Genomic DNA, 26,228 nt, shown 5'->3' with positions numbered 1-26,228 from the left:
GGGTTAGTTGGTGGTGTCGGCTTGCTGAGACTGTGCTGCATCGGCAGAGTTTTCTTGCGGACGCGCCATCGGTACTTGGCCAGCAGGCGCTGCGGCACCAGTATTTGCACCAGCATCGACATTTGCGCCAGCATTGGCATTGGCCTCTGTACTGGCGGCTGGCAGTTCGCGCACAGTCACTTGCTGCTCTGGCTTGACCTTAGCACCACCGATGATGACCACGCGCTCACCAGTATTTAGGCCGCCTGTGACGATCCAGTTACCATTATAAGTGCCTGCTGTGGTGACATTGCGCACCTCGATTTTGTTTTGGGCATTGACGATATACACTTGCGTTTCACCTTTTGGTGTGCGCATAATGGCGGACTGAGGCAGCAGCACGGCATTATGCACGACGCTTTGGATCAGGCGCGCATTGACAAACATGCCTGGCAACAAAGTACCGTTTGGATTTGGGAATAATGCACGCAAAGTCATCGTGCCTGTGGCAGCATCGACCTTAGCATTGGCCAGCAATAGACGACCCAATGCAGCATAAGTGGTGCCATCTGCTAGTACCAGCTGCACATCAGTGGTGCCTTGACCTGCTTGTCCTGACTGAATCTGCTCACGCAAGCGTAGCATCTCGGTCGATGACTGGCTGATGTCCACATACACCTCATCTAAGCGGTTGATGGTGACCAGTGGTGTCGCTTGGTTGGCTGACACCAGTGCGCCCGCTGTGACTTGTGAGATGCCTGTTACGCCACTAATCGGCGCCTTAACGATGGTGCGGCCAGCATCGAGCTGACTGGCGCTTAGGTTTGCTCGAGCGCTTTGGACGGAGGCATTGGCGCTGCGGATGGTGGCATCTGCCTGAGCCACGGCTGCTCTGGCTGCAGACACATTGGCCTCTGCTGTGCGCATGGCAGTGATGGCTTGATCATAAGACTGACGAGAGATCGCCTCGACCTCCAAAAGTCCTTCAAGTCTGGCCAAATCTGCACGCGCCTGCGCCAGATTCGCCTCTTGGGCAGCCAGATTCGCTTGTGCCGATGCACGCGTCGCCGTGGCATTACCTACCGCCGCCTCAGCATTGCGCACAGCAGCCTCGCCAGATTGTACCTGACTGGTATAACTATCGACATTAATGCGATACAGTGGCTGGCCTGCGCGCACCACGCTACCCTCACGGAACAACACCTCATCGATGATGCCCGTCACCTGAGGACGCACCTCAGAGGTCTCACTGGCCGCAACACGACCCGCGAAGTTTTGGATCACAGGCACCGTCTGTAGCGCGACGGTCTGCACATCCACGGTCGGATCTGGCATTTGCTGGGCTGCTGCGGCAGGATCTTCAGACTTGCTGCATGCCGTTACCAGCGTCACGCCGCCCATCACAGCAATGATCAATGCTGCTCGTAAATTTAATTTCATAAAAAAACCTACTTCGACTAACTTAAAATCATAAGGTATTAAGAGTTTTTATTTGTATTGACAATTAACAACTGATCCATTTGGTCATCTGGTAATTTCATCAATTCAAACACTCTTAAAACCGCTTTTTTGTTCTGATACTAAGAATAATTGCCAAACATTGGATACTATTTGACAAAATACACAAAATGTCACAAAGGATAAAATCTTGTTATTATAACTGATTTTTTATATTAAGAATTGAGAATTTTTCGCGTCATTTACCCAAAACTGTAAAATTTGTGTCTTGAAATTCCCATCGCTTTGTGTGCAAAATCAGCTTAAGCGCCAATTTTTGCTAAATTTTTTAAAATTTTGCTTGTGTTTTTGAAAATTTTTGGTAATATAGCTAGCACTTAATGGCTGGATGGCAGAGTGGTCATGCAGCGGACTGCAACTCCGTGTACGCCGGTTCGATTCCGACTCCAGCCTCCATTTTTTTGGTTTACCAGTTTGTTTTGATGATTTTTGCGTAAGCATGTAATCAAATCGATTGACAATTACGCCGTTTTATTGATTTGAGTGCTAGGCAAACGAGCGAAGGTGTATTCGATATACATCGAGTGAGTTTAACGACGCAATCGAATCAATAAAACAAGTCAAACCGTCTTATTTAGTTCAAAACAAGACTAGGCAGCGAGCCGCAGATAGTACTCAAGTACAGCAAGGCGAAGCTAACGCCGTATTGTTTTGAAATAAATTGACGAATATGCCCGGGTGGTGAAATTGGTAGACACAAGGGATTTAAAATCCCTCGCTCTTTTGAGCGTGCCGGTTCAAGTCCGGCCCCGGGCACCACCGTATGATCAAAGCCTTTATCGATAGGATAAGGGCTTTTTTGTTGCCATAAGATTACCCGCCACCACTGCTATTCATCTACCACTCGTAAGCCTGTGATGACCATCACACCCATTTCATTCATCCAAAAATCCACATCTACCGCACCATATCGCATGGTGCTAACCACTTCGATTTCAGCTTGACGATATGCCACTCGTGGGTCTTGGGCGATGAGATGTTGGATAATGCTTTTGTCTAACATCGCAAGCCTGCCCTCTTGGTACAGCATATCAAAGTCAGTACTCGCCTGCGTTGTCATAGTCACCGTCTTAGTCATCGGCACATCGATCTCGCCACTGATGGCATCGGGCACGCTATCGACAAACGGCAGATACGGCTTGATATCGACAATCGGCGTACCATCCACCATATCAGCACCGATGATATGCAGTCGCACGCGATGATGATTGATCTCCACCTTTGACAATCGCACCACTGATAGTCCGATCGCTGATGGACGGTACATACTGCGAGTGGCAAACACGCCGACTTTGTCATTGCCACCATAACGGGGTGGACGTACCTGCGGGCGAAAGCTGTCTTGGGATTTGTTTTGATGAAACTGCCACATCACCCACAGATGGCTGAATTTTTCGATACCAAGAAAAGCCGATGGCGTATCATAAGGCGGTACAAATTCAATCACACTTGCCACATTGACAAGATTGGGCTGTCTTGGTGTACCAAATTTTTGAACCAAAGGCGAACGATGAGTGCCTATGATGGGTATTTGCAGCGTAGTCATAGAGAATTTTTCTTATTTATGCTAAAATAAACAGTGCTTATTCCAAATTTACCCTAAACCATTGGGTAAAAACTCGTTATTATAGCCAAAATTTCACTCATTGGCACCTCATTGCCAACACCAATAATAAGAGTTTACTATGTCAAAGTTTATCACAGAAACCGTCACTTATGTGCATCATTGGAACGATAGCCTATTTACCATCAAGACCACTCGTGGCGACAGCTTGCGTTTTCGCAATGGCGAGTTTGCGATGATTGGTATCATGGTCGATGGCAAGCCATTGGCACGTGCTTATTCTATCGCCAGTCCAAACTGGGCAGAAGAGCTGGAATTTTTCTCAATCAAAGTTCCTGATGGCCCACTCACTTCTCGCCTACAGCACATCAAAGTCGGCGATGAACTGCTCATCAGCAAAAAACCAACGGGCACGCTCGTACTAGATGACCTACTACCAGGCAAACATCTGTATATGCTTGCCACAGGTACAGGTCTTGCACCATTCTTGTCGCTATGCCGTGACCCTGAAGTCTATGAACGCTTCGAAAAAGTCATCCTAGTACATGGCGTGCGTCATGTTGATGATTTGGCGTATCGTGATTTCTTTGAGAATGAATTGCCAAATGATGAGATCTTTGGTGAATGGGTGCGTGAAAAATTCATCTACTACCCTACGGTTACCCGTGATGAGTTCAAAAACACAGGTCGTGTCACTGACCTGATCCAATCAGGCAAACTGTTCACCGACATTGGCTTACCACCGATGAACAAAGACGACGACCGTGTGATGATCTGCGGTAGCATGGCGATGAATAATGACACCTGTGCGATTTTGGATAGCTTTGGTCTGACCATCTCACCACGCATGGGCGAACCTGCTGATTATGTGGTTGAGCGTGCATTTGTGGGTTGATTAATTTCATAAATGTGAAAAGACGCACTAATTAGTGCGTCTTTTTTTACACTCCATTTAAACTATGCTATAGTCATCTAAATTCATCAAAAGGATTGTTTATGAAAAAGTTTGCTATCGCCCTGCTATGCACTCTACCCTGCGCTACTTTTGCCGCCGATTGGACGCCGGTATTTAAGCCATGGGAGCAGTGCAAATCATCATCTATAGTCACCAAAATCGACAAAGCAGTCATTGGAACTCGTGCCGATTATCAAAAATACACCGATGCATATGAGCTTGCAAGCCAAAATTGGCATGGTGATTATGATGATCCACGCTACAATGACCATTTGGCAAGCTATGGCGTCGATGACAATTTACTGGTATCAAAAAATGCTCTGCAAGGTAAATTCCCTACCATACCAACGCAATATCGCAAAGACATGGGCAAGGCTTATATCACCGATGGTAGCCATAGCAGTTCCATTTACATTCATGTACCACTTAATAATGCCAGACTGTACGGTATACCCATCAAAGAATATGTCGCAGGATTTGGACTTGAAACCGAAAGTCCACGATCTTATGTTAATTTTGGCAACATTAGTGATGCCCAACTTGCCAAATTAAAGAAAATCAAGCTGAAATCAATTTATGAAGAAGCATTTGATGTAAATATTTCAGCTAGCTTTAATCGCAATGAAGAAACGGGCGAAGTGTGGTTTTATGATTGCACTTACTAATTACCAATCAAAAAAGCCAACACAGTGATTTGTTGGCTTTTTGCTTTTGTGATCAACATAAGATTGGCAGTTATTCAGCGATGGCGGTGCGTAGCTGTTCTGCCAATTTGGCCAGTTCATCTTGGTCGCCCATCTTACTTTCGTGATGAGCAAAGGTACTAAAATGCGTCGGCACAAGATGCATATGATAATGAAACACCGATTGACCTGCATCTGAGTGATTCAGCTGCATCTGAGTGATGCCTTGTACGCCAAGCACCGCACGCTGTGCTGTCATCACTTTTTGAGCAGTCTTAAATACCGCACAAGCAAATTCACAAGGCAAATCCGACAGCTCAACCGCTTGGCATTTTGGAATCACAAGCGTATGGCCTTTTGCCACTGGCATGATGTCCATAAAAGCCAAGGTTTTGTCATCTTCATAGACCTTGTGGCACGGGATGTCACCACGCAAAATCTTGGCAAAAATATTATTCTCATCATAGGCTGATGTCATGATATGCTCCTTTTTATTTCGTGAATATGCTCATCGATGTCGCTGCGGCATCGATGGCTATGGTTACATTTTAGCACAGCTTTGGGTATGATTTAATCTGATTTTATCACTCAATTTATGCTATAGTATCAATTTTAGCATCGATCACCACTTATGGATAATGATAAGCCCCTGCTGATATTACAAGAACTCTTCACCGACCCAGGTTTTGTGTTTCGGGTGCACAATGTCAAGCTTGCCACCGTTGACAGCAGCTATGATTTGCCGCAGATGTTTTTGGCGCACTATGACAGCTTGGCCGATGACATCAAAGCAGATCTGCCACTGACGCCAGCACTGCTCAAAAAAATCAACACCCTCGTGCGCGCCGATGAGGCCTGTGCCTTACTGAGCCTGCCATCAGGCAGCATTCGCCCTGCATGGCACATCAAGATCAGTGGCACTGCCGTCATCGTGTGCGACGCCCTGCCGCTAGCATTACATGTGCAATTCACCAACACCGCCAAAAGTAGTCAAGCGGCATATGGCGAGCCAAGCAGTTTGATTTTACAAGAAGCTGCGCGCTGGCAGATGTCAGGCAATGTCAATGTTTTGTTCAAAAATCCTGCTTATGAGCTTGTCAGCGTTGATTTGCAAGGTGATGCCCTTCCCCTGCCGCCACACGATGGCTATGTGCGCTTGCCAAACAGCCATGCACTAGCCACCACGCACGCCATCAATACCCTAAAAAACACCCAGCCTGATCTGTTGGCATATTTAGACACTGCCATCATCGAAAAAGTCACCGCCAGCAGCATGTGATGGCGGTGAGGATGGATTCATTTATCTAAAAAAATTACAGCTTATTATCTTTCTTCGCTGCATCGATCGCATCTTTACCCAGCTTGCGTCGGCGCAGCATCTGTAGGCGCATCTTTAAAGATGGATTGCTTTCAATGGCTTGTTTTTTTTGATAAGTTTCCCAATCTCCAAAGGGATCGGCCTGCATCTGCGCATCGTTTTGATCCAGTACGCGCACTGCATAATCACCCAAGGTGAATTTGATGTACAAGACTTGCACCCATACGATGGCGATCACCATCAAAGGTGCCGCCAATGCCACACCCATGATGCCTGTAATTGATCCCATGATGACCTGAGACAGCAGCAGCGCCACAGGTGGCAGATCCACCATGCGATTTTGGACAATCGGCGCCACCACATAGCTTTCTAACTGCTGCACGACGATGATCATGACAATAACCCACACCAGCATCTCAGGCGCCACCAGTGCTGTCAACAATACAATCGGCACTGCCGACAGCCATGGCCCCAACACAGGAATAAAGTCCAACAAAAACGCAATAAAGCCCAATGCCAATGCAAAAGGAATGCCCATGAGCTTTAGCGCAAGCCAAGTCGATACACCAACAAAAGACATCACCACCAGCTGCCCCAAAAGCCATTGCTGGATTGAGCGATAGCTGCGATCAAGCAAATACTCTGCCTTATCTCGGCTGTCTTTTGGCACCATCGCCACAAAGCTGCGGCGATAAATCGATGGTGAGATCGCCACAAATAAGCCCAAGATCATGATCACCACAAAGGTACCGATGCCACTGACCATACCGCCCAGATAGGTCGGCAGATGCGCCATCGCCCCATCACTAAACTGCGCCAAGAACGCCTGTGGGTCAGCCTGAAGCTCTCGCGCCCACTCGCGCGTGCTTAGCCATTCATAGATGGTGGGATAGCTTTTTAGGTATTGGTGCATGTATTCGATGGCTTTTGGCGCCATGCTTTGCAGATCTTCAAGCTGACTTTTAAGCTCCATACCAAAAGTCGCAGCAAACGCCGATAAAATCCCAATCAAGCCAAGCACCACGGTGCCGAGCAATAGGCCATGTGGCAGCTTTTTTAGGTGAGGGCCAATCCAAGGCGTCTTGGTCAGGTACTCCACCAAACTCAGCAAAAAAATCGCCGTCAAAATCGCAGCAAACACGATCAGCCAGACATGAATAAGATAATAAAAACTCAGCAGCAGTAGCAGCGCCGCCACTGTCATGATGATGAACATTTTTTGGGCTTGAAGATTCATATCGGTGTCACTCTACAAGAAAATGATTTGATGGCCTGATCCTATCTATCAGCCTATCATTGAGTCTGGAACATCTGTTAGTTTGGGTTTTGCTTGTAAACTTAGTATCTGCCATCAGCATCCGCAGCCTAGACAGCATTAAGTACGGTCGCGCTCATCATACCATCATTTGCCCAGATAAAAAAGACCAACTTGACAGCTTGTCAAGTTGGTCTTTTGATAATCAAGTCAAATTTGCTCGATCATTTGGCAAATGCATCACGGCTCATCTGACTTTGGCAGTGGTAGCGGGCCACCAAGCAGATGCTCATCCGCCATCTCATTGTGCGAATTATGCTCAGCTGACTCTTGGGTGATGTACCATTGACTGTTGCGATACAAGGTCAGACGATCTCGTCCCAAGCCGCGCCATAGGCAATACATCATCACAAACACCACTGCTGCAAATGGCAAACCCGCCACGATTGCTGCTGCTTGAAGTGCAGACAGTCCCCCTGCCGCCAATAAGATCGCAGCGATCACGCCCTCAGTCGTCACCCAAAATAGGCGCTGAATCTTCGGTGGATCGGTCTCACCACCTGCGGTCAGCATATCGACGACAAGGCTAGCACTGTCCGCTGATGTCACGAACCACAACACAATCATCACCAAAATGATCACGGTTAATCCTTGAGTGAATGGATAATACTCAATCAATTTAAAAATCGCACTGCCATAATCCGCCTGCACCGCCTCAACCAAGCCAAAGCTGCCACCCAATTCCATATGAATCGCCACGCCGCCAAAGGTAGTGAACCACAAAAACAACAGCAGCATCGGCACGAATAGCACCCCAAATAAAAACTCTCGAATCGTGCGACCGCGTGAGATGCGAGCAATGAAAATGCCCACAAATGGCGACCAACTCACCCACCACGCCCAATAAAACACCGTCCAACTCGCCTGCCAATTACTGTCACTGTACGCTTCATTCCACAGGCCAAGCGTGATCAGATTGCCTGCATAATTGCCGACATTTTCTACAAAGCTATTAAAAATAAACTGTGTCGGGCCAACGATGATCATAAAGGCCAGCATCACAATCGTTGCAACGATGGTCACATCACTAAGGCGCTTAACCCCTTTATCCAGCCCTGCCATCACCGACACCGTGGCACATGTTGTGATGCCTGCAATCAGCGCGACTTTGAGTGTCAAACTCGGTGTGATGCCCCAAAGCTCTGCCAAGCCTGTTTCAAGCTGCATCACGCCAAGACCAAGCGATGTCACGACCCCAAACATGGTGCCAAACACCGCCAAAATATCCACCGTATGACCCCAACCGCCATAAATGCGCTTGCCAATCAGCGGAAACAAAACCGATCGGATCGACAATGGCAATCCGCGGCGATAATGAAAATAGGCCAAAGATAGCGCCACCACCGCATAGACCGCCCACGCATGCAGCCCCCAATGCAAAAAAGAAATCTGCATCGCTTCGACTGCAGCATCCACCGTCTGCGCCTCAGCTCTTGGCGGTGCGACAAAGTGATACAATGGCTCAGCCGTCCCCCAGTATAGCAGTCCGATGCCGATGCCTGCCGAGAACAACATCCCAATCCACGAGCCAAAGCTGTACTGCGGCGCCTCAGTCTGATGACCCAGTCGAATATCGCCATAGCGACTCAGTGCCAAATACACACAAAACACCAAAGCCACATTCATCAAAATGATCAGCAAAAACCCAAATTTGTCACTGATAAAGGCCTGAATACTCGAAAATAGCTGCCCTGCCTGCTCGCTGAACAAGGCGCCATAGAGCATGAATAGCACCACCAATAAGGCTGAGATGGCAAAAACAGGGACGCTCACTTTTGGGAATATCCCAAAGCGGCTGATTTTTACCCCCTCATTCATGATGCGTTTTTCTTGTCTGTGCTGATCCGACGGTGTCGGCGAAATGCCCATAATTCCTCCCAATACGATCTATAAGCAGTCATAAGACCGCCTGATGACTGAAAAGATTTTTAATAACATTACCATCAAGATCGCTAAGTTGCTTAAGATCACTTCACACTACAGACGCTGCGTAATGCCGAGCAGCATCAGCAAATAAGTGTCATGAACGACCATAAATCCTTGTCATCGCCAAGTCCTTGGGCAATACCATTAAAAATCCATCCTTGGCATAAGCCTAGCAAGAATTGCTGGATTTTGCAAATAATCTGATATATATTAAACAAATTACCTGCAAAACTTAGCAAAACTGCCTATAATTGTGACAAATTATCGAAATTTTGAGCAAATTTTGGTCAAATTATCCAGATATTCAGGTAATATTTATCATATAAATTGATGAATATGCCACGCTAAATCAGCACATTATTAACCAAAATTTATCTTCATGCCAAAAAATCAAACACCTTTTTATCATCAAATAGTGCTAAAATAGCCAAAGAGACGACATTAATGCCAGGCAATATTCGCCAAGCAAAATTCATTTTATTTTTGTGATGTTATAAGGAAACGCAATGCCAATTTATCGCTCCAAGACTTCTACTGCTGGTCGCAACATGGCAGGTGCTCGCGCCCTATGGCGTGCCACCGGTATGACGGATGAGGATTTTAATAAGCCAATCATCGCCATCGCCAACTCATTCACTCAGTTCGTGCCAGGTCATGTGCATCTTAAGGACTTAGGTCAGCTGGTCGCTCGTGAGATCGAAGCTGCCGGCGGTGTCGCCAAAGAGTTCAACACCATCGCTGTCGATGATGGCATCGCGATGGGTCATGGCGGTATGCTGTATAGCTTGCCTAGCCGTGATTTAATCGCTGATAGCGTCGAATATATGGTCAATGCTCACTGTGCCGATGCACTGGTCTGTATCTCAAACTGCGACAAAATCACCCCGGGTATGCTAATGGCAGCAATGCGTCTGAATATCCCAACCATCTTTGTCTCTGGTGGTCCGATGGAAGCAGGTAAGGTGCTAGCGAGCACGCTAGGCGATGGTCATACCGTACATGAGACTGTGACGGATGAAAATGGTCAAAAGGTGCGTAAGCTTGACTTGGTCGATGCAATGATCGATGCTGCCGATGATTTGATCAGTGATAGCGATGTCGCCACCACCGAACGCTCAGCCTGCCCAACTTGTGGATCATGCTCAGGTATGTTCACCGCAAATTCGATGAACTGCTTGACCGAAGCACTTGGTCTATCACTACCAGGCAATGGGTCACTGCTTGCGACGCACGCCAAGCGAAAAGATTTATTCCTAGAAGCAGGTCGCCGTATCGTCGAGCTTGCCAAACGCTACTATGAACAAGATGATGCATCGGTGCTACCACGCTCGATCGCCACCAAAGCCGCTTATGAAAACGCCATGAGCCTAGATATCGCCATGGGTGGCTCGACCAATACTATCTTGCACCTATTGGCAGCTGCCAATGAAGCGGGCGTGGACTTTAAGATGGCGGACATTGATCGCCTATCTCGCCAAGTACCTTGCCTATCAAAAGTCGCCCCTGCTACCCAAAAATACCACATGGAAGATGTGCATCGTGCTGGTGGTGTGATGGGTATCTTAGCCGAGCTTGACCGCGCAGGGCTACTACAGACTGATGTGCCAACTGTACACAGTGCGACGATGGCTGATGCACTTGCCAAGTGGGATATCATGAATCCTGACAATACCCAAGCGCGTGACCTATATATCGCGGCCCCAGGCGGCGTACGCACCACCCAAGCCTTTAGCCAAAATAAAGTCTGGTCAAATCTCGATGTCAATCGTGAATCAGGCTGTATCCGTAGCCGCGAACACGCCTATTCTCAAGATGGCGGACTTGCGGTACTATTTGGTAATATCGCTGAGCGTGGCTGCGTGGTCAAGACCGCAGGTGTGGACGAAAGCATCCTAACATTCACTGGCCGTGCTCGTGTGTTTGAGAGTCAAGACTCTGCTGTTGCTGCCATCTTGGATGATCAAATCGTCGCAGGTGACATCGTCATCATCCGCTACGAAGGCCCAAAAGGCGGCCCTGGTATGCAAGAGATGCTCTACCCGACATCTTATCTGAAGTCAAAAGGTCTAGGCAAAGCCTGTGCCCTGCTCACTGATGGTCGCTTCAGCGGTGGTACATCAGGTCTGTCTATCGGTCATGCCAGCCCTGAAGCTGCCGAAGGCGGTGCTATTGGCTTGGTCGAAGAGTTTGACACGATTGAGATTGATATCCCAAATCGTCGCATTCATCTGGCAGTATCGGACGAAGTGCTGGCCACTCGTCGTGAAGCGATGCTGGCTCGTGGCAAACAAGCTTTTAAGCCTGTCAATCGCACTCGCCAAGTCTCAGCTGCCCTGCGTGCCTATGCGGCGATGACCACCAGTGCTGATACTGGTGCTGTGCGTGATGTTAGTCAGGTTGAATAATCCAAGCAGTGCCATAGTCAGCCAAGTACTGCTTGGCTGACTCACCAAAACCAAAAGAAAATTTATGAAATCACTAAAAATCTTTAGCGCACTCATCGCCGCTGCGACACTGGCCAGTTGTGCTGCCACCGACGGCAGTCAAAGCACAGATGCTGCCACGAGCATCGGCATGAACATCCTAAAAACCAGCATCAAGCAAACCTGCCAAACACAGCTAACCAATCATCAATATTGGAAGCTGGCAACGGTGGCGATGTCTGAGCAATCCAAAGCCAACATCTCAAATACCGCCTGTGGCTGCGTGGCGGATAAAGCGCCAGAATCTGTCAGTATGACAGAGCTTGCTACTGCCGCCATCGATCCAAGCGCACGCACGCAAATCGCCCAAAAAATCGTCGTCAACTCACTTCAGACTTGTGTCGTCGAGACACTCAATTCATTGGCGATCCCTGCCCAAAATTCTTAATATCGCCAATCAAAAAGCCCATCTTACTGCAGATGGGCTTTTTTTGATCATAAACCGATCTCACCGATGAACGGCAGATGGCGATATTTTTGGTCATAATCCAGACCATAGCCAACGATAAAACGATCCTCAACCTCAAAGCCACAAAAGCTCACCGCCATCGGAATCTCACGACGCGACGGCTTACTCACCAAGGTGCAGATCTCGATGGAATTGGGTTCGCGCGTTTGCAAAATCTCCACGACCTTTGATAAGGTGCGGCCAGAATCGATGATGTCCTCGACGATCAGCACATCTTTGTCTTTAATTTCGCTATCAAGATCTTTGATGATTTTGACATCGCCACTTGAGACGGTGGTTTTATTGATATAGCTTGAGACGGTCATAAAATCAATTTCATGCGGCTTATCGATGACACGGCACAGATCCGCCATAAAAATCACCGATCCACGCAGCAGTCCAACCAGCACCAGTTCTTTATCGCTGTTTTGATAATGTGCATTGATGGCAGTACCCAACTCTTTAACTTTGGCAGCGATCTGTTCACTGCTGATCATGACATTCAATTCACGCGGTTCGCTCATGAAAGACTCCCGATTTTGATTAATAAATAAAATTTAAGAAAAAATATCCAATGCCATCTCAGACAAAGCAAATTGTCTGACATCATTTAGCATGGTAGTATCAAAATTATGAATAAAAACAAAAGCTAGTTGACGCTTGGGATCACAAAACGCCACCGAGCCATTATAACCCATGTGCCCATAAGCCATCTGTGTATCTTGTAGGCTAAATACACGATGAAAGCCCATACGCCAGCGCATATCAGCAGGCATCACCGCATCATAACCCTCGGTCTGGATTTGGCGCATCTGCTCGATGACCTCTGGCAAGATCAATACTTGGTCATCATGGATGCCATCAGCGGCATGCATGGCATAAATGCGCGCCAGTGCATTGGCTGTTGAGACGCCGTTAGCAGCAGGGATTTTTGCCATCAGCACATCATCCCGATGATATTCCAAGCCATCTTTGGCATTGGGCATCAAGGCGTTTTTGTAGTTGGCCAAATTCATCCGCGAGGTGTCAAAATACAGGCGATTAATGGCAGCAGTACTGATGGCTTGTTCACCCAAAGCGCGCTGCCACATACCACTGACTGGCAGATGACCCAAAGTGTGTAGCGTCTTTTCACTGTCTGGCTTTAATACAGGTTTTCGTCGTGGCGTGGACTTATCAGGTGATTGATAAAAATAGCGTTCAGGCTTGGCGATCATCGGCAGCAGCGCCTCATCGACGCCATAATACAGCTCACCTACCACATCCAGCGGCTCAGCCAAATAACGATTGAGCGCATCATTTAGCCCAAGTCCTGTCACACGCTCCACCAAAGCACCCAGTACCCAGCCCGACACCAAAGCACTGTACGCGCTGGCATAGTGATGCTCATCTTGGCCTTTGGGGATGCTCACTGGCATGGCCGCGACACGCTGTATCATCTGCTCCCAGTCCAGTAGCAGATTTGCATCTGTGGTGATGGAGGTGATGTCAAACAATCCTGCACTGTGTGACAATACTTGCTTTAAGCGGATATTCGCTTTGTCATTCTCAGCAAATTCTGGCCAATAGTGACTGATCGGCGCCTCATAATCGAGCATCCCTTGGCTTACTAAGATCGCGATCAAAGTTGCCATCACACCCTTGCCGATGGAGAAATTCACCGATAAAGTTTTGGCAGACCAAGCCAAATCAGGCAGCGCGTTGCCTGTGGCGACATTCACGACCTCTTTGCCTTGATGATAAATCACCAAAGCCCCACCTGCAGGTGCATCATCGAGCTTGAGCTCATCAAGTACGCGTTGAAATTGTTGTTGCATCTATTATCTCTGTTAGGCCATGAAATCTGTTATACCTTAATATGGATCATTCGCTTAATTCAGCTATCAAAATTCAGCCATCAAATTTTGACATCCATTTGGCTTGTTTGGCAATGGTTGGTCATTGAAATGCTCAAGCTCAACTTAAATCGCCAAAAACCACAAAGCATCGCCGATTCATGGTAAGCTATCAATCCTTGCATCACCAAAAATAACACCGCAAGCCTGATCATTACCAAGCCTGCGGAGGCGGGATACTTAAGTTATTATAAATAAGCCATCATAAATAAGCAATTGTCCCCAGCGCATGAGTTTTTTTGCTGTCTTTAGAGTACAGCCCAAATTCAATCCCCAAGGCATCTGGCGCATCGGTCACAAGTTCAATGGCAGATGGCAAAAAAACGGGCTGACGAAATGACACCTGCACCTGATATGCCGCTGGCAACTCAAAACTGCGCGCGATGGCAGCAAGCGCACGCGCCTTGGTCCACATCCCGTGTGCGATCGCCTTAGGAAAGCCGAAAGCGCGCGCTGATAATGGATGTAGATGAATTAGGTTAAAATCCCCCGACACAAAGGCATATCGACGACCAATGTCCTCTTGTACTTCGATCGACAATGACAATCCGCCCTCGCTGGCATCAAGCTTGGCAGGCGTGATGGTCTCTTTGGGCTTGGCAGCTTGTGGGGATTGTTTGGATTTTTTTTGGCGCGACAAATAGGTTGAGACGCCCTGCCAAACCAGCTCTTCACCCACAAATACCGTGGTCACAAAATCAAACTGCTGACCTTTGTCATGCGCGCGCAAATTATCCAACTGCACCGACATACGCACCGTCTCAGTATCAAAAATCACCCGATACTGAGTGACGCTGTTCTCCAAATGCACCAGTCCCAGCATCGCAAACGGAAAATCAGGCTTTGCCATCATATTCATTTGCAGCGTCTGTGACAACACCGCAAAATAAGTCGCAGGCACACGGCCATCATTCATAAATCCACAAATTTTGCGATAATCCCTCAGATTGGCCTGATCAATGACCAATTGATCAACGGTATATACCGAGCTGGGTAATTGCTTCGCTTTGGCATCGCCTGAGGGCAGCAGACTTTTGATGACATTGGCATAAGTCGTGTGCATTTTTGGCAATTCGCGAAAATGTTGATCCGACATAAGTTTTCCTTACTTATTAATACTAAAAATACAGCAAGATCACGCGCCTAGCACACTTTGGCCACAGACGCGGACGACATTGCCATTGATGCCACCTGCTTTAGGTGACAGCATCCATGCGATGGTTTCGGCGACATCGATCGGATCACCGCCTTGACTCATTGAATTCATGCGGCGGCCAGCTTCACGGATGGCGAATGGAATTTGGCCTGTCATTTTGGTTTCGATAAATCCAGGTGCGACGGCATTGATAGTGCGCGCTGAGCCTTCAAATACCTTGGCCGTGGCTTGCACCAAGCCGATCACGCCAGCTTTGCTCATGGCATAGTTTGACTGCCCGACATTGCCAGCGATGCCTGAGATCGACGACACGCAGACGATGCGTGCCGCTTCAGACAGACCTTGATGACCGATCAGATAATCATTGACGCGATGGATGGCGGCCAAATTAATGTTCATCACCAGATCCCATTTATCCTCGCTCATGTTCGCCAAGGTCTTATCTCGGGTGACGCCAGCGTTATGCACGACGCCATCAAGCTGACCGCACGCGCGCACGATCTGCTCACCTGCATCGTGGGCGGTGATGTCTAAAGGCAGGGCATGGCCACCGATTTGACCCGCGACTTTTTGTAGATCGGCAAGGCTTGCTGGCACATCTAGGCAATAGACTTTGGCGCCATCGCGTGCTAATACCTGTGCGATGGCCTGACCGATGCCGCGGCTTGCGCCAGTGACGAGGATTTTTTTGCCTTTTAGGTCACCGGTACTGCTTGATTGGGCTTTGGTGATATAAATAGGCTGACCTGAGACATAGGCCGATTTGGCAGACATGAAGAAGTTTAGGGTATGCTCAAGCTGATCTTCAGCGCCTTTTTGGACATACAGCACTTGCGCGGTGATGCCTTTTTTAAATTCTTTGGCAATCGACTTGGCAAAGCCCAACACCGCACGCTGCGCCAACGCAAAACCAACATCATCCGCAGTGCAGCACTCTGGACGAGCGATGATGATCACACGACCTGAGGTCTTGATACGGCGTGCGATCGGATGAAAAAAGTCGTACACTTGCTTGAGCTCATCGGCGTTTTTGATGTTCGTGGCATCAAAAATCACCACCTTAAATCGCACATTATCATCTGCCAAGCGCTCATCGATCGCCGTGGTGGCTAGCGCTGACAGCGGTGTATTTGAGCTCACCTTGGCATGTTGATCGCCTAAGGTCTGCACCAGTGCATCACGCACCGAATGATCGACACCCGCTGAGATGCCAAGCGCCACCTCGCCAAGAATCACAGGCTGTCCAGCCTCATAACGATCCAGCTTAATCGGCGTCGGCAAGCCTAGATTTTTGGCGACTTTTCTGCCTAACGATGACTGCACCAATTCACCATAACGATCACTCATCACGCACTCCTGTTGTATTATTAACCTATTTATCAGTTTTCCACTTTTCAATGCTTATAAATATTTATTAATATAAAATTAATATCTATCCAAAAGCAGCAGTTTATTGTAGCATAAAATCGCAGCATTCCGCGATTTCGCGATGCTTGGTCGCATAATTTTGCTGTTATATAAATTATTATTATGCTATAAAAAATTAGTATAATATTTTGTTATTAATTGGGAAATTTCCGCCACATTTATCCTTATTAATGCTAAGCTAACCATCAAGCGCTGATTTGGATGCATCATTGGGCGTTGGTCGATGGCCTCACAAAACCCACCCAATCAGCAAAATAAACGATCATTTTAAGGACAGATTATGAGTATTCAAAAAGTCGCCATCCTAGGTGGCAACCGTATTCCATTTGCACGGAGCAATGGCACTTATGCCGACGCCAGTAATATCGACATGCTGACCGCAGCCTTGGATGGCTTGGTCGCGCGATTTGACTTGGCAGATAAAGACATTGGCGAGGTAGTGGCAGGCACTGTACTTAAGCATAGCCGTGATTTAAACCTCACCCGAGAGGCGGTGCTTAACACCCCACTGGCAGCCACCACGCCTGCTTATGATGTCTCTCAAGCGTGTGGTACTGGCCTACAAGCCGCCTTTGCGGTGGCTAATAAGATCGCACTTGGCATCATCGACAGCGGCATCGCAGGCGGTACAGACACCACCTCGGATGCACCGATCGCACTGGGCGATGGTCTTCGTAAGCCACTGCTGCGCTTAGGCAGTGCCAAAACCGCCAAGCAGCGTCTGGGCGCGATCAGCAGCATCAACCCAAAAGATCTGCTGGCATTTCCTGAAAATGGTGAGCCACGCACCCGTCTATCGATGGGCGAACATCAGGCCATCACTGCACTTGAGTGGAATATCAGCCGTGCCGATCAAGATCAGCTGGCCTATCAAAGCCATCAGAATTTGGCGCGCGCTTATGAAGAGGGATTTTTTGAGGATTTGATCACGCCATATAAAGGACTGACCCAAGACAATAACCTGCGCGCTGATACCACGCTAGATAAGCTAAGTACACTAAAGCCTGCTTTTGGCAAAAAGAACGCCAATCCGACGATGACCGCGGGCAACTCTACCCCGCTCACCGATGGCGCATCATGTGTCCTGCTATCTAGCGAGGCTTGGGCGGCGGAGCATGGCTATGAACCACTGGCGTATATCACCCATCAACAAACAGCGGCGGTGGATTTTATTGGTAAAAATGGTCTTACCGAAGGTCTATTAATGGCGCCTGCCTATGCAGTTCCCAAGATGCTGGCACGTGCAGGTCTTACGCTGCAAGACTTTGATTTTTATGAAATTCATGAAGCTTTTGCATCGCAAGTACTATCGACACTGGCGGCTTGGGAAGATGAGACTTTCTGCAAGACGCGTCTGGGACTGGATGCGCCACTAGGGGCGATTGACCGCAGTAAGCTCAATGTCAATGGCTCAAGCCTAGCTGCAGGGCATCCATTTGCAGCGACTGGCGGCCGCATCCTAGCCACTGCTGCCAAGCTACTTGCCCAAAAAGGCTCAGGCCGCGCATTGATTTCTATCTGTGCAGCTGGCGGTCAAGGCGTGACTTGTATTTTGGAGCGTTAAGATAGCTTGATAGCTTGCCTGCCATGACCGATCGTGGCAGACTTTTAAATTTTATGGATAATAATTCGCCCAAAAAATGATTTATTTAAATTTTCATGAACCCATCTTAGATAGCACAAACCAAACCGAACAATCAATCCATAAAAAGGATTTATCCCAAAACAAAAAAGACTTGGCACATACCAAGTCTTGTTAATTTATCATAAATCCACCGCGTACACAGCAGCCTTGTAACCATCACCTGCTCAAAACCCAGCCTAATCCAAGATCTGATCTTGGATGACCTTATCGGAGATGATTCGCCCTTTACTGGTGCGCTGGATATAGCCTTGCTGTAGTAGATATGGTTCGATGACATCCTCGAGCGTGCCACGGTCTTCAGCCATAGCTGCAGCCAACGCCTCCACGCCAGCAGGCCCGCCATGAAAGCGATCGGATAATACTGACAGATAACGGCGATCAAGCTGATCCAAGCCCTGCTTATCCACTGCCAACATATCCAGCGCTGCCGATGCGATTTCGGCTGTCGCCACGCCATCGCCTTTGATCTCAGCATAATCACGCACACGGCGCAAAAGGCGGTTGGCAATACGCGGCGTGCCACGGCTGCGATGCGCCACTTCTTGAGCGCCGCCATCATCCATGCGCACACCCAAAAGCCGAGCTGACCGCTTAACAATCGTCGTCAAATCAGCCACATTATAAAACTCAAGTCGCTGCACGATCCCAAAACGATCAAACAAAGGCGCGGACAACAAGCCTGCGCGTGTGGTTGCCGCCACCAAGGTAAATGGCGGCAAATCCAGCTTGATCGAGCGAGCCGCCGGCCCTTCACCGATCATAATATCCAGCTGATAATCTTCCATCGCAGGATATAAAATCTCTTCAATCACTGGACTTAGGCGGTGGATTTCATCAATAAACAGCACATCGCCTGCTTCCAAATTGGTCAAAATCGCCGCCAGATCGCCAGCACGCTCCAGCACAGGGCCTGAGGTCGAGCGCAGATTACCACCCATTTCACGCGCGATGATATTGGCTAGTGTCGTCTTACCCAGCCCTGGCGGCCCAAAAATCAGCGTATGATCGAGCGCCTCTCCACGCGCTTTGGCAGCTGGAATAAAAACCTTCATCTGCTCACGCACTTTGGGTTGGCCGATGTATTCATCTAAGCTGACAGGACGGATGGCGCGATCGGCGGCATCATCTTTTTTGGCAATAGGGTCGATAAGACGGGTTTGTGACATGATGATTTGCATACAATGATAATGAATGGGTATTTTAACACAAATTGATCAAAGAAACTTCATTGATACAGTTTGTTGGTGATGGCGGCAGATCTTGGGAGTCGTCGATGGCTGATTACAAATAGCTGATTGGTATTAAGTATATGGCTATGAATCAGTTGGCACAATGCATCATCACCGAGTGATAGAACACACACCCAACAAACTGGCACAAACTGAGCAAATTTTTCACCTGTGTAACTAAAGTAAACTTTGCACTACAATATACATACACAGATTAGGGGATTTTTTGAGGTAAACGCTTTATTATATTCCATTAATATTATCACTGACGAATTATTTAGTGCCAATGATTAATTCTGCCATCATATCAGCCGCCAAAACCGATGTGCCAGACATGTCCATCGTAGCAGCTGCACGCCATTATTCACGATCAGTCTCACTCAGCCATCAGCGCAAGTTTTTTAGAAGGCTTGGTTTGGTATTACTGGTGATGATCAGCATCGGCATCTCATCGATGGCCTCAGCCAACAACACGCCCCGTTATCAGCGCGTGTCCTCTGCGCAGGCGGTCGCTAGCCAAGAGGTGTATCTGAGCGTCTCGCAGTATGAATTGGCACTGATCCAAGTATTATCAGAGATCTGCCCATCAGTGTTAAACGCTCAACAAAAAGCCGATTTTAACCGCGCTTATAATCAGCAGCTGCGATTATTCATGCCGCGCGCTGCCAATCCGCATCAAACGCTCCGTCAGCTGACAGCGCAGCGTGAATATCGAATGGTGCTGCATAATGTGCGCGCATGGACAGCCAGTTTTCCCGCCTCCGAAAATCGCGCCTTGTGCCGTGAATTTGCAAGCTTAGCACAAATGTGAATACGCGATTGATTGATTTTATTGATCATAGCTGTTGATCCATCGTTTATCTTGGCTTGATCATTCAAGATGCTTTGTGTCACCCATCATGTCTGACCGCCCATCAAATGGCTGCTGTAGTTATGTTGATTTTTGGCCACGAGGTTTGTGATAATTTGTTATAATAAACACAACCAAACCCTTGATGAGGCCGATATGCATATTTTTAATCGACAATTTCCCAACACGCGCCTGCGTCGTCTGCGTGTCAGTGATGGCATCCGTGAGATGGTGCGTGAGACGCATCTGGCGCCATGTCATCTGATTGCCCCTGTATTTGTCATCGAAGGCACTGGCGAAAAACAAGCCATCGCCAGCATGCCAAATGTCTATCGCTACACGATTGATTTATTGATTGATTATGTCAAATCACTGTATGCCGAAGGCGTGCGGATGATTGATATTTTCCCTGTGATTAATCCAGCTCTTAAGACCGCAGACGGTCAAGATGCCTATCATCCTGAGACGCTGGCGGTGCGTGCAGTGCGCGCCATCAAAGATGCCGTGCCCGAGATGATTGTCATGACTGATGTGGCACTCGACCCTTATACCACACATGGTCAAGATGGCATCATCGATGAGTCAGGCTATGTGATGAATGACATCACCACCGAAGCGCTCGTCAAGCAAACCCTAGCCCACGCCCAAGCAGGTGCCGATGTCATCAGCCCAAGCGATATGATGGATGGCCGTATTGGTGCGATGCGTCACGCACTTGAGTCAGCTGGCTATGTCAATACCGCCATCATGGCATATTCTGCCAAATATGCATCGGCGTATTATGGGCCGTTTCGTGATGCGGTCGGCTCATCAGGCAACCTAAAAGGCCACAAAAAACAATACCAAATGGACCCTGCCAATCGAGCCGAAGCCCTGCACGAAGTCGCCCTAGACATCAATGAGGGTGCCGATATGGTGATGGTCAAGCCAGGTCAGCCTTATCTGGATATCGTGCGTGAGGTCAAAGACCGCTTTGGTGTACCGACTTATGCTTATCAAGTCTCAGGCGAATACGCCATGCATATGGCAGCCATCCAAAACGGTTGGCTCACTGAAGCAGTCATCCTAGAAAGCTTAATCGGCTTTCGTCGTGCTGGCTGCGATGGCATTTTGACTTATTTTGCCTTGGATGCCGCACGCCTACTGAACGAGGCGCATTGATTTGCCAAATGGCGCTTTTTGGCAAAATTTTGCGGTATTTTTAGCCATCAACTCAACTGACGCATGCCGCCGATCTGAGCAGATGATGATAAAGATGAATGATTGTTATGCAAATTTTTAGTTTTTTATCACCTGAAAATATTTCATGCAATCAGCGCGCTTTCGCCTACCGCTTGCCAAAAAATCATGCTAGAATAACAAAATCCTCCCTAGGCGCTGCCTTTTGATATGCTGCAGCGCCGTATGATTTAGCACCAATATGGATGTACTATGACTTCAGCTACCAGAGACCAAAAGGTCGATGACACCACTTTTAATTCGGATGCCGACCTACAAAAGCAGCAGTTTGAGCAAGCTGCCCTTCATTATCATGAACACCCACGCCCAGGTAAAATTTCAGTCACCCCAACCAAAAAAATCGCCAACCAGCGTGACTTGGCTTTGGCGTATTCTCCAGGTGTGGCCGTACCTTGCCTTGAAATCGAAAAAGACCCGAAACTTGCCGCCAAATATACCGCTCGTAACAACCTAGTCGGCGTCATCACCAACGGTACTGCCGTACTGGGTCTGGGCAATATCGGTGCATTAGCATCCAAGCCTGTGATGGAAGGTAAAGGCGTGCTATTTAAGAAATTCGCTGGTATTGATGTTTTTGATATTGAGATCAACCAAAACGATCCAGATAAATTCATCGAAGCAGTGGCAAGCCTTGAGCCGACTTTTGGCGGCATCAACCTAGAAGACATCAAAGCGCCAGAATGCTTTAAGATCGAACGCGAACTGCGTGAGCGCATGAACATTCCTGTATTCCATGACGACCAACACGGCACCGCGATCATCGCTGCTGCTGCGCTATTAAATGCTCTAAAACTGGTCAATAAAGACATCGGCGCGATCAAAGTCGTCTGCTCAGGCGCTGGCGCTGCGGCCATCAGCTGCCTTGAGCTGATCATCGCTTTGGGTGTCAGCCGCTCAAACATCTTTGTCCTAGACTCTCGCGGCGTCATCAATACGCGCCGTGACAATCTGGATGAATCAAAACAACGCTTCGCCCAAGACACCGATGCGGTCACGCTGGACGAAGTCATTGGTGATGCTGATTTCTTCTTAGGCTTATCAGGCCCTGGCATCTTGACCCCTGAGATGGTCAAACGCATGGCAAAAGACCCGATCATCTTTGCCCTAGCCAACCCAACGCCTGAAATCATGCCAGAGCTTGCTCATGCCGCTCGCTCAGATGTCATCATGGCAACTGGCCGCTCTGATTATCCAAACCAAGTCAATAACGCGCTGTGCTTCCCGTACATCTTCCGTGGTGCGCTTGATGTCGGTGCCACCATCGTCAATGAAGAGATGAAAATCGCCTGCGTGCATGCCATCGCTGCGATGGCACACACTGAGGTGTCGGTCTCAGAGACAGATAAAATCACCGAAAGCAAGCAATTTGGCCGTGAATACCTGATCCCAGGCCCACTAGAGCCAAATCTGATCCTAAATATCGCCCCAGCCGTCGCTAAGGCAGCGATGGATTCGGGTGTGGCGACACTACCGATCGAAGACTTTGATGCTTATCGTCAAACGCTGTCTGAATTCGTCTATAACTCAGCCTTGGCGATGAAGCCTGTCTTTACCCAAGCCAAACAAGCACCAAAACGCATTGTCTATGCCGAAGGTGAGGATGCTAATGTCTTGCGCGCTGTACAGGTGGTCGTCGATGAAAATATGGCAAAACCAATTGTCATCGGTCGTCCTGATGTCATCGAAGCCCAAATCAAAGAGCTGGGTCTGCGCTTGACCCTCGGTGGCAATGTCGAGGTGGTGGATATCAATAACAATCCAAAACACGAACAATACTGGCAGCATTATCATCAAGACAATCATCGTCTGGGCGTATCTGCCGAGCTTGCACGCCGTGATATGCGCCGTAAGAGTTCGCTGTTGGGCGCGATGATGGTTGAGCAAGGCGATGCTGATGGCTTATTGTGTGGTACATTTGGTTATTACGATCTGCATCTGAACTATGTTCGCCGTGTGATCGGCAAGCGTGAGGGCGTAAGCGAGTACTACGCGATGAGCGGCGTCATCCTCCAAGACCGCACCCTATTCATCGCTGACCCGTATATCCATGCCAACCCAACAGCTGAGCAGATCGCTGAGATGACTGTTTTGGCTGCCCAAAGCGTGCGCCGATTCGGTGTAGAGCCTCGCGTGGCATTGTTGTCGCATTCTGACTTTGGTACTTCACAGCGCGAATCGGCAGTGAAAATGCGTGAAGCTTATCGCATCCTGCGCGAGATGAATGTGGACTTTGAGTTTGATGGTGAAATGCATGCAGATACCGCCCTAGATGCGCGCGTGCGTGAACAAAACCATCCGTTCAGCACACTGCAAGGCTCGGCGAACCTACTGGTCATGCCAACCTTGGATGCCGCCAACATCACCTTTAACCTATTAAAGGCCACCTCAGGCGGCTCAGCCATCGGCCCTATCTTGCTTGGCGCTGATAAACCAGTGCATATCCTAGTGCCTGCATCGACTGCGCGTCGCATTGTCAACATGACAGCAGTCGTGGTCACCGATGCCCAAAATGCTGAAAAATAATTGTTAATCGTCAAAAATGTCAGCCTAAGTGCTGGCATTTTTATTGGCATTTTTAGCAAAACTTGTTATAGTAAATTCGCCTTTATCTTAGGAACATACCATGCAAGTATATCTGGTTGGCGGTGCAGTGCGTGATGGTCTGCTCGGACTACCCATCAAAGACAAAGATTTTATGGTGGTCGGTACGGATGCTGCCACCATGTTATCGCACGGCTTTAGCCAAGTGGGTGCTGATTTTCCTGTATTTTTGCACCCCGACACACACGCCGAATACGCCCTAGCCCGCCTTGAGAGAAAAGTTGGCACAGGGCATACTGCCTTTGATATTCATTCAAGTCCTGATGTCAATCTGGCTGATGATTTATTACGCCGTGATTTAACCATCAACGCCCTAGCCATCGAAGTTCAAGGTCTTTTTGATGATACGCCAGTCACAGGCGAAGTCGTGGATTATTATGGCGGACTGGCTGACTTGCACGCCAAAGTCCTGCGTCATGTCAGCCCTGCCTTTAGCGAAGATCCGTTGCGGGTGCTACGGTTGGCACGATTTTATGCCCGATTTGCCCCACTGGGTTTTGTCATTCATGATGACACTCAGACACTCATGCAGCACATCGCTGATCAAGGCGAATTATCCCACCTAAGCCGTGAACGCATTTGGCAAGAGGCATCACGAGCGATGGGTGAGCCGCACGGTTTTTATTTTATCGATTGCTTGCATCAGCTTGGGATTTTAGCACATATCCTGCCGATACTTGCCAAGCGATTGGCAGATGATGAAGTTTATCAAGTCATGATGACAAGACTACAAAACGCTTGTCGCCGAGACGGCTCACTTACCACTCGCTTTGCCATGCTATTTTCGATCCTTGATGATAGCAATGAGCTCAATGACTGCCTGACACGGCTAAATGCCCCAAAAGCCATCGGCCAGTTTATCCATGCATTTGTGAATTATCATCAAATATTACTAAACTTACCGAATATCACTGCCGAACAGTTATTCACCGTGATCGAACATACCAAAGCTCATAAAGATGATACCCTACTGATGTCACTGTATGATGCTTGTGAAATTTATCAAAATAAATCAATGATTTATCCAAAGGCGTGGCTGCATGATGCCATCACTCGCTATCAGTCCGTCAGTATGGCAAATATCGACCCAGCACTCACTGGCAAGGCAATCGGTGATGAACTGGCACGACTTAGAAAGCAAGCATTGTATGGTTTATTGGGTAATTTTCAGATGGCAAATGCATTGACAGTATTTTGATCTTTTGACTTAGCTATCAATTTATCCGTATCTTAATCACAATACTTAGCACTCATTAACCATGCCAAAAATCTACACCATCGGTGATGTCCATGGCTGTCATGCACAGCTGACCACCTTGTTAACCGCACTCTCAATTAGGCCTGATGATACGCTGATATTTTTGGGCGATGTGATTGACCGTGGAGCGGATAGTAAAGGTGCGCTAGATACCATTTTGCATTATCAGTCACTTTGCCAAGTCGTACTCATCAAAGGCAATCACGAAGAGATGATGCTAGGTGCGGTGCATGAACGAGAATATCTGAAATATTGGCTAAAATTTGGCGGTGTTGAGACTTTACAATCATTTGATGTAAGCACTGATTTACAAGGCTTAAAGCAGATACCATTTGAATATTTTAAATTACTCAAATCCGCTGTGGATTATTATGAAACCGCAGAGTTTATCTTTTGTCATGCCACGCCCTTGCCACACTTGACAATGGATAAGCAAAGCGATGAAGGCTTGCGATGGCGATTCATACCGCCCGATGGTCAAGATGCACATTGCACAGGCAAAACCATCATTTGTGGTCACTCAACCCAAAAAGATAGTAAAATCTATCATCATAATAACTTAATCTGCATCGATACCTGCGAACATGACAATCATTGCCTGACAGCGATTGAAGTAACTCAAATGCAAGTTTTTCAGGCGGATGCGACAAAATGCCGAAGTTATTTTTTGACACTGATTCACAACGATTAACACCGCTTAGCATGCGATGATTCGACATATCCAAGCAAACCGATATT

At 48.0% G+C, this 26,228-nt stretch carries 21 protein-coding genes and 2 tRNA genes; 13 read left to right on the top strand and 10 right to left on the bottom strand.

Annotation, left to right across the window (positions count from 1 at the left end; genetic code table 11):
- Nucleotides 1-3: 3 nt before the first annotated feature.
- Complete coding sequence (locus tag AZ602_RS04325) at nucleotides 4-1,419, bottom strand: efflux RND transporter periplasmic adaptor subunit (protein ID WP_103033848.1); 1,416 nt, start codon at nucleotides 1,417-1,419, stop codon at nucleotides 4-6.
- Between the two features lie 400 nt (nucleotides 1,420-1,819).
- On the opposite strand from AZ602_RS04325, the gene AZ602_RS04320 reads away from it, so the two are divergent.
- Nucleotides 1,820-1,893: transfer RNA gene (locus AZ602_RS04320), tRNA-Cys, on the top strand.
- 276 nt (nucleotides 1,894-2,169) lie between these two features.
- Nucleotides 2,170-2,256, top strand: a tRNA-Leu gene (locus AZ602_RS04315).
- 70 nt (nucleotides 2,257-2,326) lie between these two features.
- Here the strand turns inward: AZ602_RS04315 and tsaA are convergent.
- Nucleotides 2,327-3,043 carry a tRNA (N6-threonylcarbamoyladenosine(37)-N6)-methyltransferase TrmO gene (gene tsaA, locus AZ602_RS04310; RefSeq protein ID WP_103033847.1) on the bottom strand — a complete coding sequence of 239 codons (717 nt, stop codon included), beginning with the start codon at nucleotides 3,041-3,043 and terminating at the stop codon, nucleotides 2,327-2,329.
- A gap of 139 nt (nucleotides 3,044-3,182) precedes the next feature.
- Here tsaA and AZ602_RS04305 point away from each other — a divergent pair, with 139 nt between their 5' ends.
- The gene (locus AZ602_RS04305) at nucleotides 3,183-3,956 is read left to right on the top strand and encodes a ferredoxin--NADP reductase (protein ID WP_103033846.1); all 774 of its coding nucleotides are present in this window, start codon (nucleotides 3,183-3,185) and stop codon (nucleotides 3,954-3,956) included.
- Nucleotides 3,957-4,057: 101 nt separating this feature from the next.
- Complete coding sequence (locus tag AZ602_RS04300; protein WP_103033845.1) at nucleotides 4,058-4,681, top strand: hypothetical protein; 624 nt, start codon at nucleotides 4,058-4,060, stop codon at nucleotides 4,679-4,681.
- Nucleotides 4,682-4,751: 70 nt separating this feature from the next.
- Here the strand turns inward: AZ602_RS04300 and AZ602_RS04295 are convergent, their stop codons facing one another.
- The gene (locus tag AZ602_RS04295; protein WP_103033844.1) at nucleotides 4,752-5,177 is read right to left on the bottom strand and encodes an HIT family protein; all 426 of its coding nucleotides are present in this window, start codon (nucleotides 5,175-5,177) and stop codon (nucleotides 4,752-4,754) included.
- 153 nt (nucleotides 5,178-5,330) lie between these two features.
- Between AZ602_RS04295 and AZ602_RS04290 the strand changes: the two genes are divergently transcribed.
- A complete protein-coding gene (locus tag AZ602_RS04290) occupies nucleotides 5,331-5,978 on the top strand; it encodes a hypothetical protein (RefSeq protein WP_103033843.1) in 648 nt (215 codons plus the stop codon).
- A gap of 34 nt (nucleotides 5,979-6,012) precedes the next feature.
- Here AZ602_RS04290 and AZ602_RS04285 read toward each other — a convergent pair whose 3' ends face one another.
- Nucleotides 6,013-7,254 (bottom strand): AI-2E family transporter, encoded by a 1,242-nt coding sequence (locus tag AZ602_RS04285; protein ID WP_103033842.1) that lies wholly within the window; start codon nucleotides 7,252-7,254, stop codon nucleotides 6,013-6,015.
- A gap of 258 nt (nucleotides 7,255-7,512) precedes the next feature.
- Nucleotides 7,513-9,201: a BCCT family transporter gene (locus tag AZ602_RS04280; RefSeq protein ID WP_103033841.1), complete on the bottom strand. Its 1,689-nt coding sequence runs from the start codon at nucleotides 9,199-9,201 to the stop codon at nucleotides 7,513-7,515.
- Between the two features lie 563 nt (nucleotides 9,202-9,764).
- On the opposite strand from AZ602_RS04280, the gene ilvD reads away from it, so the two are divergent.
- Nucleotides 9,765-11,663, top strand: coding sequence for a dihydroxy-acid dehydratase (gene ilvD, locus AZ602_RS04275; RefSeq protein WP_078317421.1), 1,899 nt, complete (start codon nucleotides 9,765-9,767; stop codon nucleotides 11,661-11,663).
- Nucleotides 11,664-11,727: 64 nt separating this feature from the next.
- Nucleotides 11,728-12,129: a hypothetical protein gene (locus AZ602_RS04270; RefSeq protein WP_103033840.1), complete on the top strand. Its 402-nt coding sequence runs from the start codon at nucleotides 11,728-11,730 to the stop codon at nucleotides 12,127-12,129.
- 47 nt (nucleotides 12,130-12,176) lie between these two features.
- Here the strand turns inward: AZ602_RS04270 and hpt are convergent, their stop codons facing one another.
- From hpt to AZ602_RS04250, 4 genes are all read right to left on the bottom strand, one after another.
- Nucleotides 12,177-12,713 carry a hypoxanthine phosphoribosyltransferase gene (gene hpt, locus AZ602_RS04265; protein ID WP_103033839.1) on the bottom strand — a complete coding sequence of 179 codons (537 nt, stop codon included), beginning with the start codon at nucleotides 12,711-12,713 and terminating at the stop codon, nucleotides 12,177-12,179.
- 33 nt (nucleotides 12,714-12,746) lie between these two features.
- The gene (locus tag AZ602_RS04260) at nucleotides 12,747-14,006 is read right to left on the bottom strand and encodes a serine hydrolase (protein WP_103033838.1); all 1,260 of its coding nucleotides are present in this window, start codon (nucleotides 14,004-14,006) and stop codon (nucleotides 12,747-12,749) included.
- A 280-nt stretch (nucleotides 14,007-14,286) separates the two neighbouring features.
- A complete protein-coding gene (locus tag AZ602_RS04255; RefSeq protein ID WP_103033837.1) occupies nucleotides 14,287-15,180 on the bottom strand; it encodes a MaoC family dehydratase in 894 nt (297 codons plus the stop codon).
- 39 nt (nucleotides 15,181-15,219) lie between these two features.
- Nucleotides 15,220-16,587: a 3-oxoacyl-ACP reductase gene (locus AZ602_RS04250; RefSeq protein ID WP_103033836.1), complete on the bottom strand. Its 1,368-nt coding sequence runs from the start codon at nucleotides 16,585-16,587 to the stop codon at nucleotides 15,220-15,222.
- A 361-nt stretch (nucleotides 16,588-16,948) separates the two neighbouring features.
- Between AZ602_RS04250 and AZ602_RS04245 the strand changes: the two genes are divergently transcribed.
- Nucleotides 16,949-18,232: an acetyl-CoA C-acetyltransferase gene (locus AZ602_RS04245; RefSeq protein WP_103033835.1), complete on the top strand. Its 1,284-nt coding sequence runs from the start codon at nucleotides 16,949-16,951 to the stop codon at nucleotides 18,230-18,232.
- Nucleotides 18,233-18,489: 257 nt separating this feature from the next.
- Here AZ602_RS04245 and ruvB read toward each other — a convergent pair whose 3' ends face one another.
- Nucleotides 18,490-19,479 (bottom strand): Holliday junction branch migration DNA helicase RuvB, encoded by a 990-nt coding sequence (gene ruvB, locus AZ602_RS04240; protein ID WP_078317428.1) that lies wholly within the window; start codon nucleotides 19,477-19,479, stop codon nucleotides 18,490-18,492.
- A 349-nt stretch (nucleotides 19,480-19,828) separates the two neighbouring features.
- Here ruvB and AZ602_RS04235 point away from each other — a divergent pair, with 349 nt between their 5' ends.
- From AZ602_RS04235 to AZ602_RS04215, 5 genes are all read left to right on the top strand, one after another.
- Complete coding sequence (locus tag AZ602_RS04235) at nucleotides 19,829-20,353, top strand: MCR_0457 family protein (RefSeq protein ID WP_103033834.1); 525 nt, start codon at nucleotides 19,829-19,831, stop codon at nucleotides 20,351-20,353.
- 195 nt (nucleotides 20,354-20,548) lie between these two features.
- Nucleotides 20,549-21,553 carry a porphobilinogen synthase gene (gene hemB / locus AZ602_RS04230; protein ID WP_103033833.1) on the top strand — a complete coding sequence of 335 codons (1,005 nt, stop codon included), beginning with the start codon at nucleotides 20,549-20,551 and terminating at the stop codon, nucleotides 21,551-21,553.
- Nucleotides 21,554-21,823: 270 nt separating this feature from the next.
- Nucleotides 21,824-24,154: an NADP-dependent malic enzyme gene (locus AZ602_RS04225; RefSeq protein ID WP_078317431.1), complete on the top strand. Its 2,331-nt coding sequence runs from the start codon at nucleotides 21,824-21,826 to the stop codon at nucleotides 24,152-24,154.
- Between the two features lie 100 nt (nucleotides 24,155-24,254).
- Nucleotides 24,255-25,430 (top strand): tRNA nucleotidyltransferase, encoded by a 1,176-nt coding sequence (locus tag AZ602_RS04220; protein ID WP_103033832.1) that lies wholly within the window; start codon nucleotides 24,255-24,257, stop codon nucleotides 25,428-25,430.
- Between the two features lie 61 nt (nucleotides 25,431-25,491).
- Nucleotides 25,492-26,181, top strand: coding sequence for a metallophosphoesterase family protein (locus AZ602_RS04215; protein WP_103033831.1), 690 nt, complete (start codon nucleotides 25,492-25,494; stop codon nucleotides 26,179-26,181).
- The last annotated feature ends 47 nt before the right edge of the window (nucleotides 26,182-26,228 follow it).

It is taken from the genome of Moraxella sp. RCAD0137 (assembly GCF_002894025.1).
Lineage (GTDB): Bacteria > Pseudomonadota > Gammaproteobacteria > Pseudomonadales > Moraxellaceae > Moraxella > Moraxella porci.
Note: the sequence above shows the minus strand (reverse complement) of the source record. Positions and strands in the feature narration are given on the sequence as shown.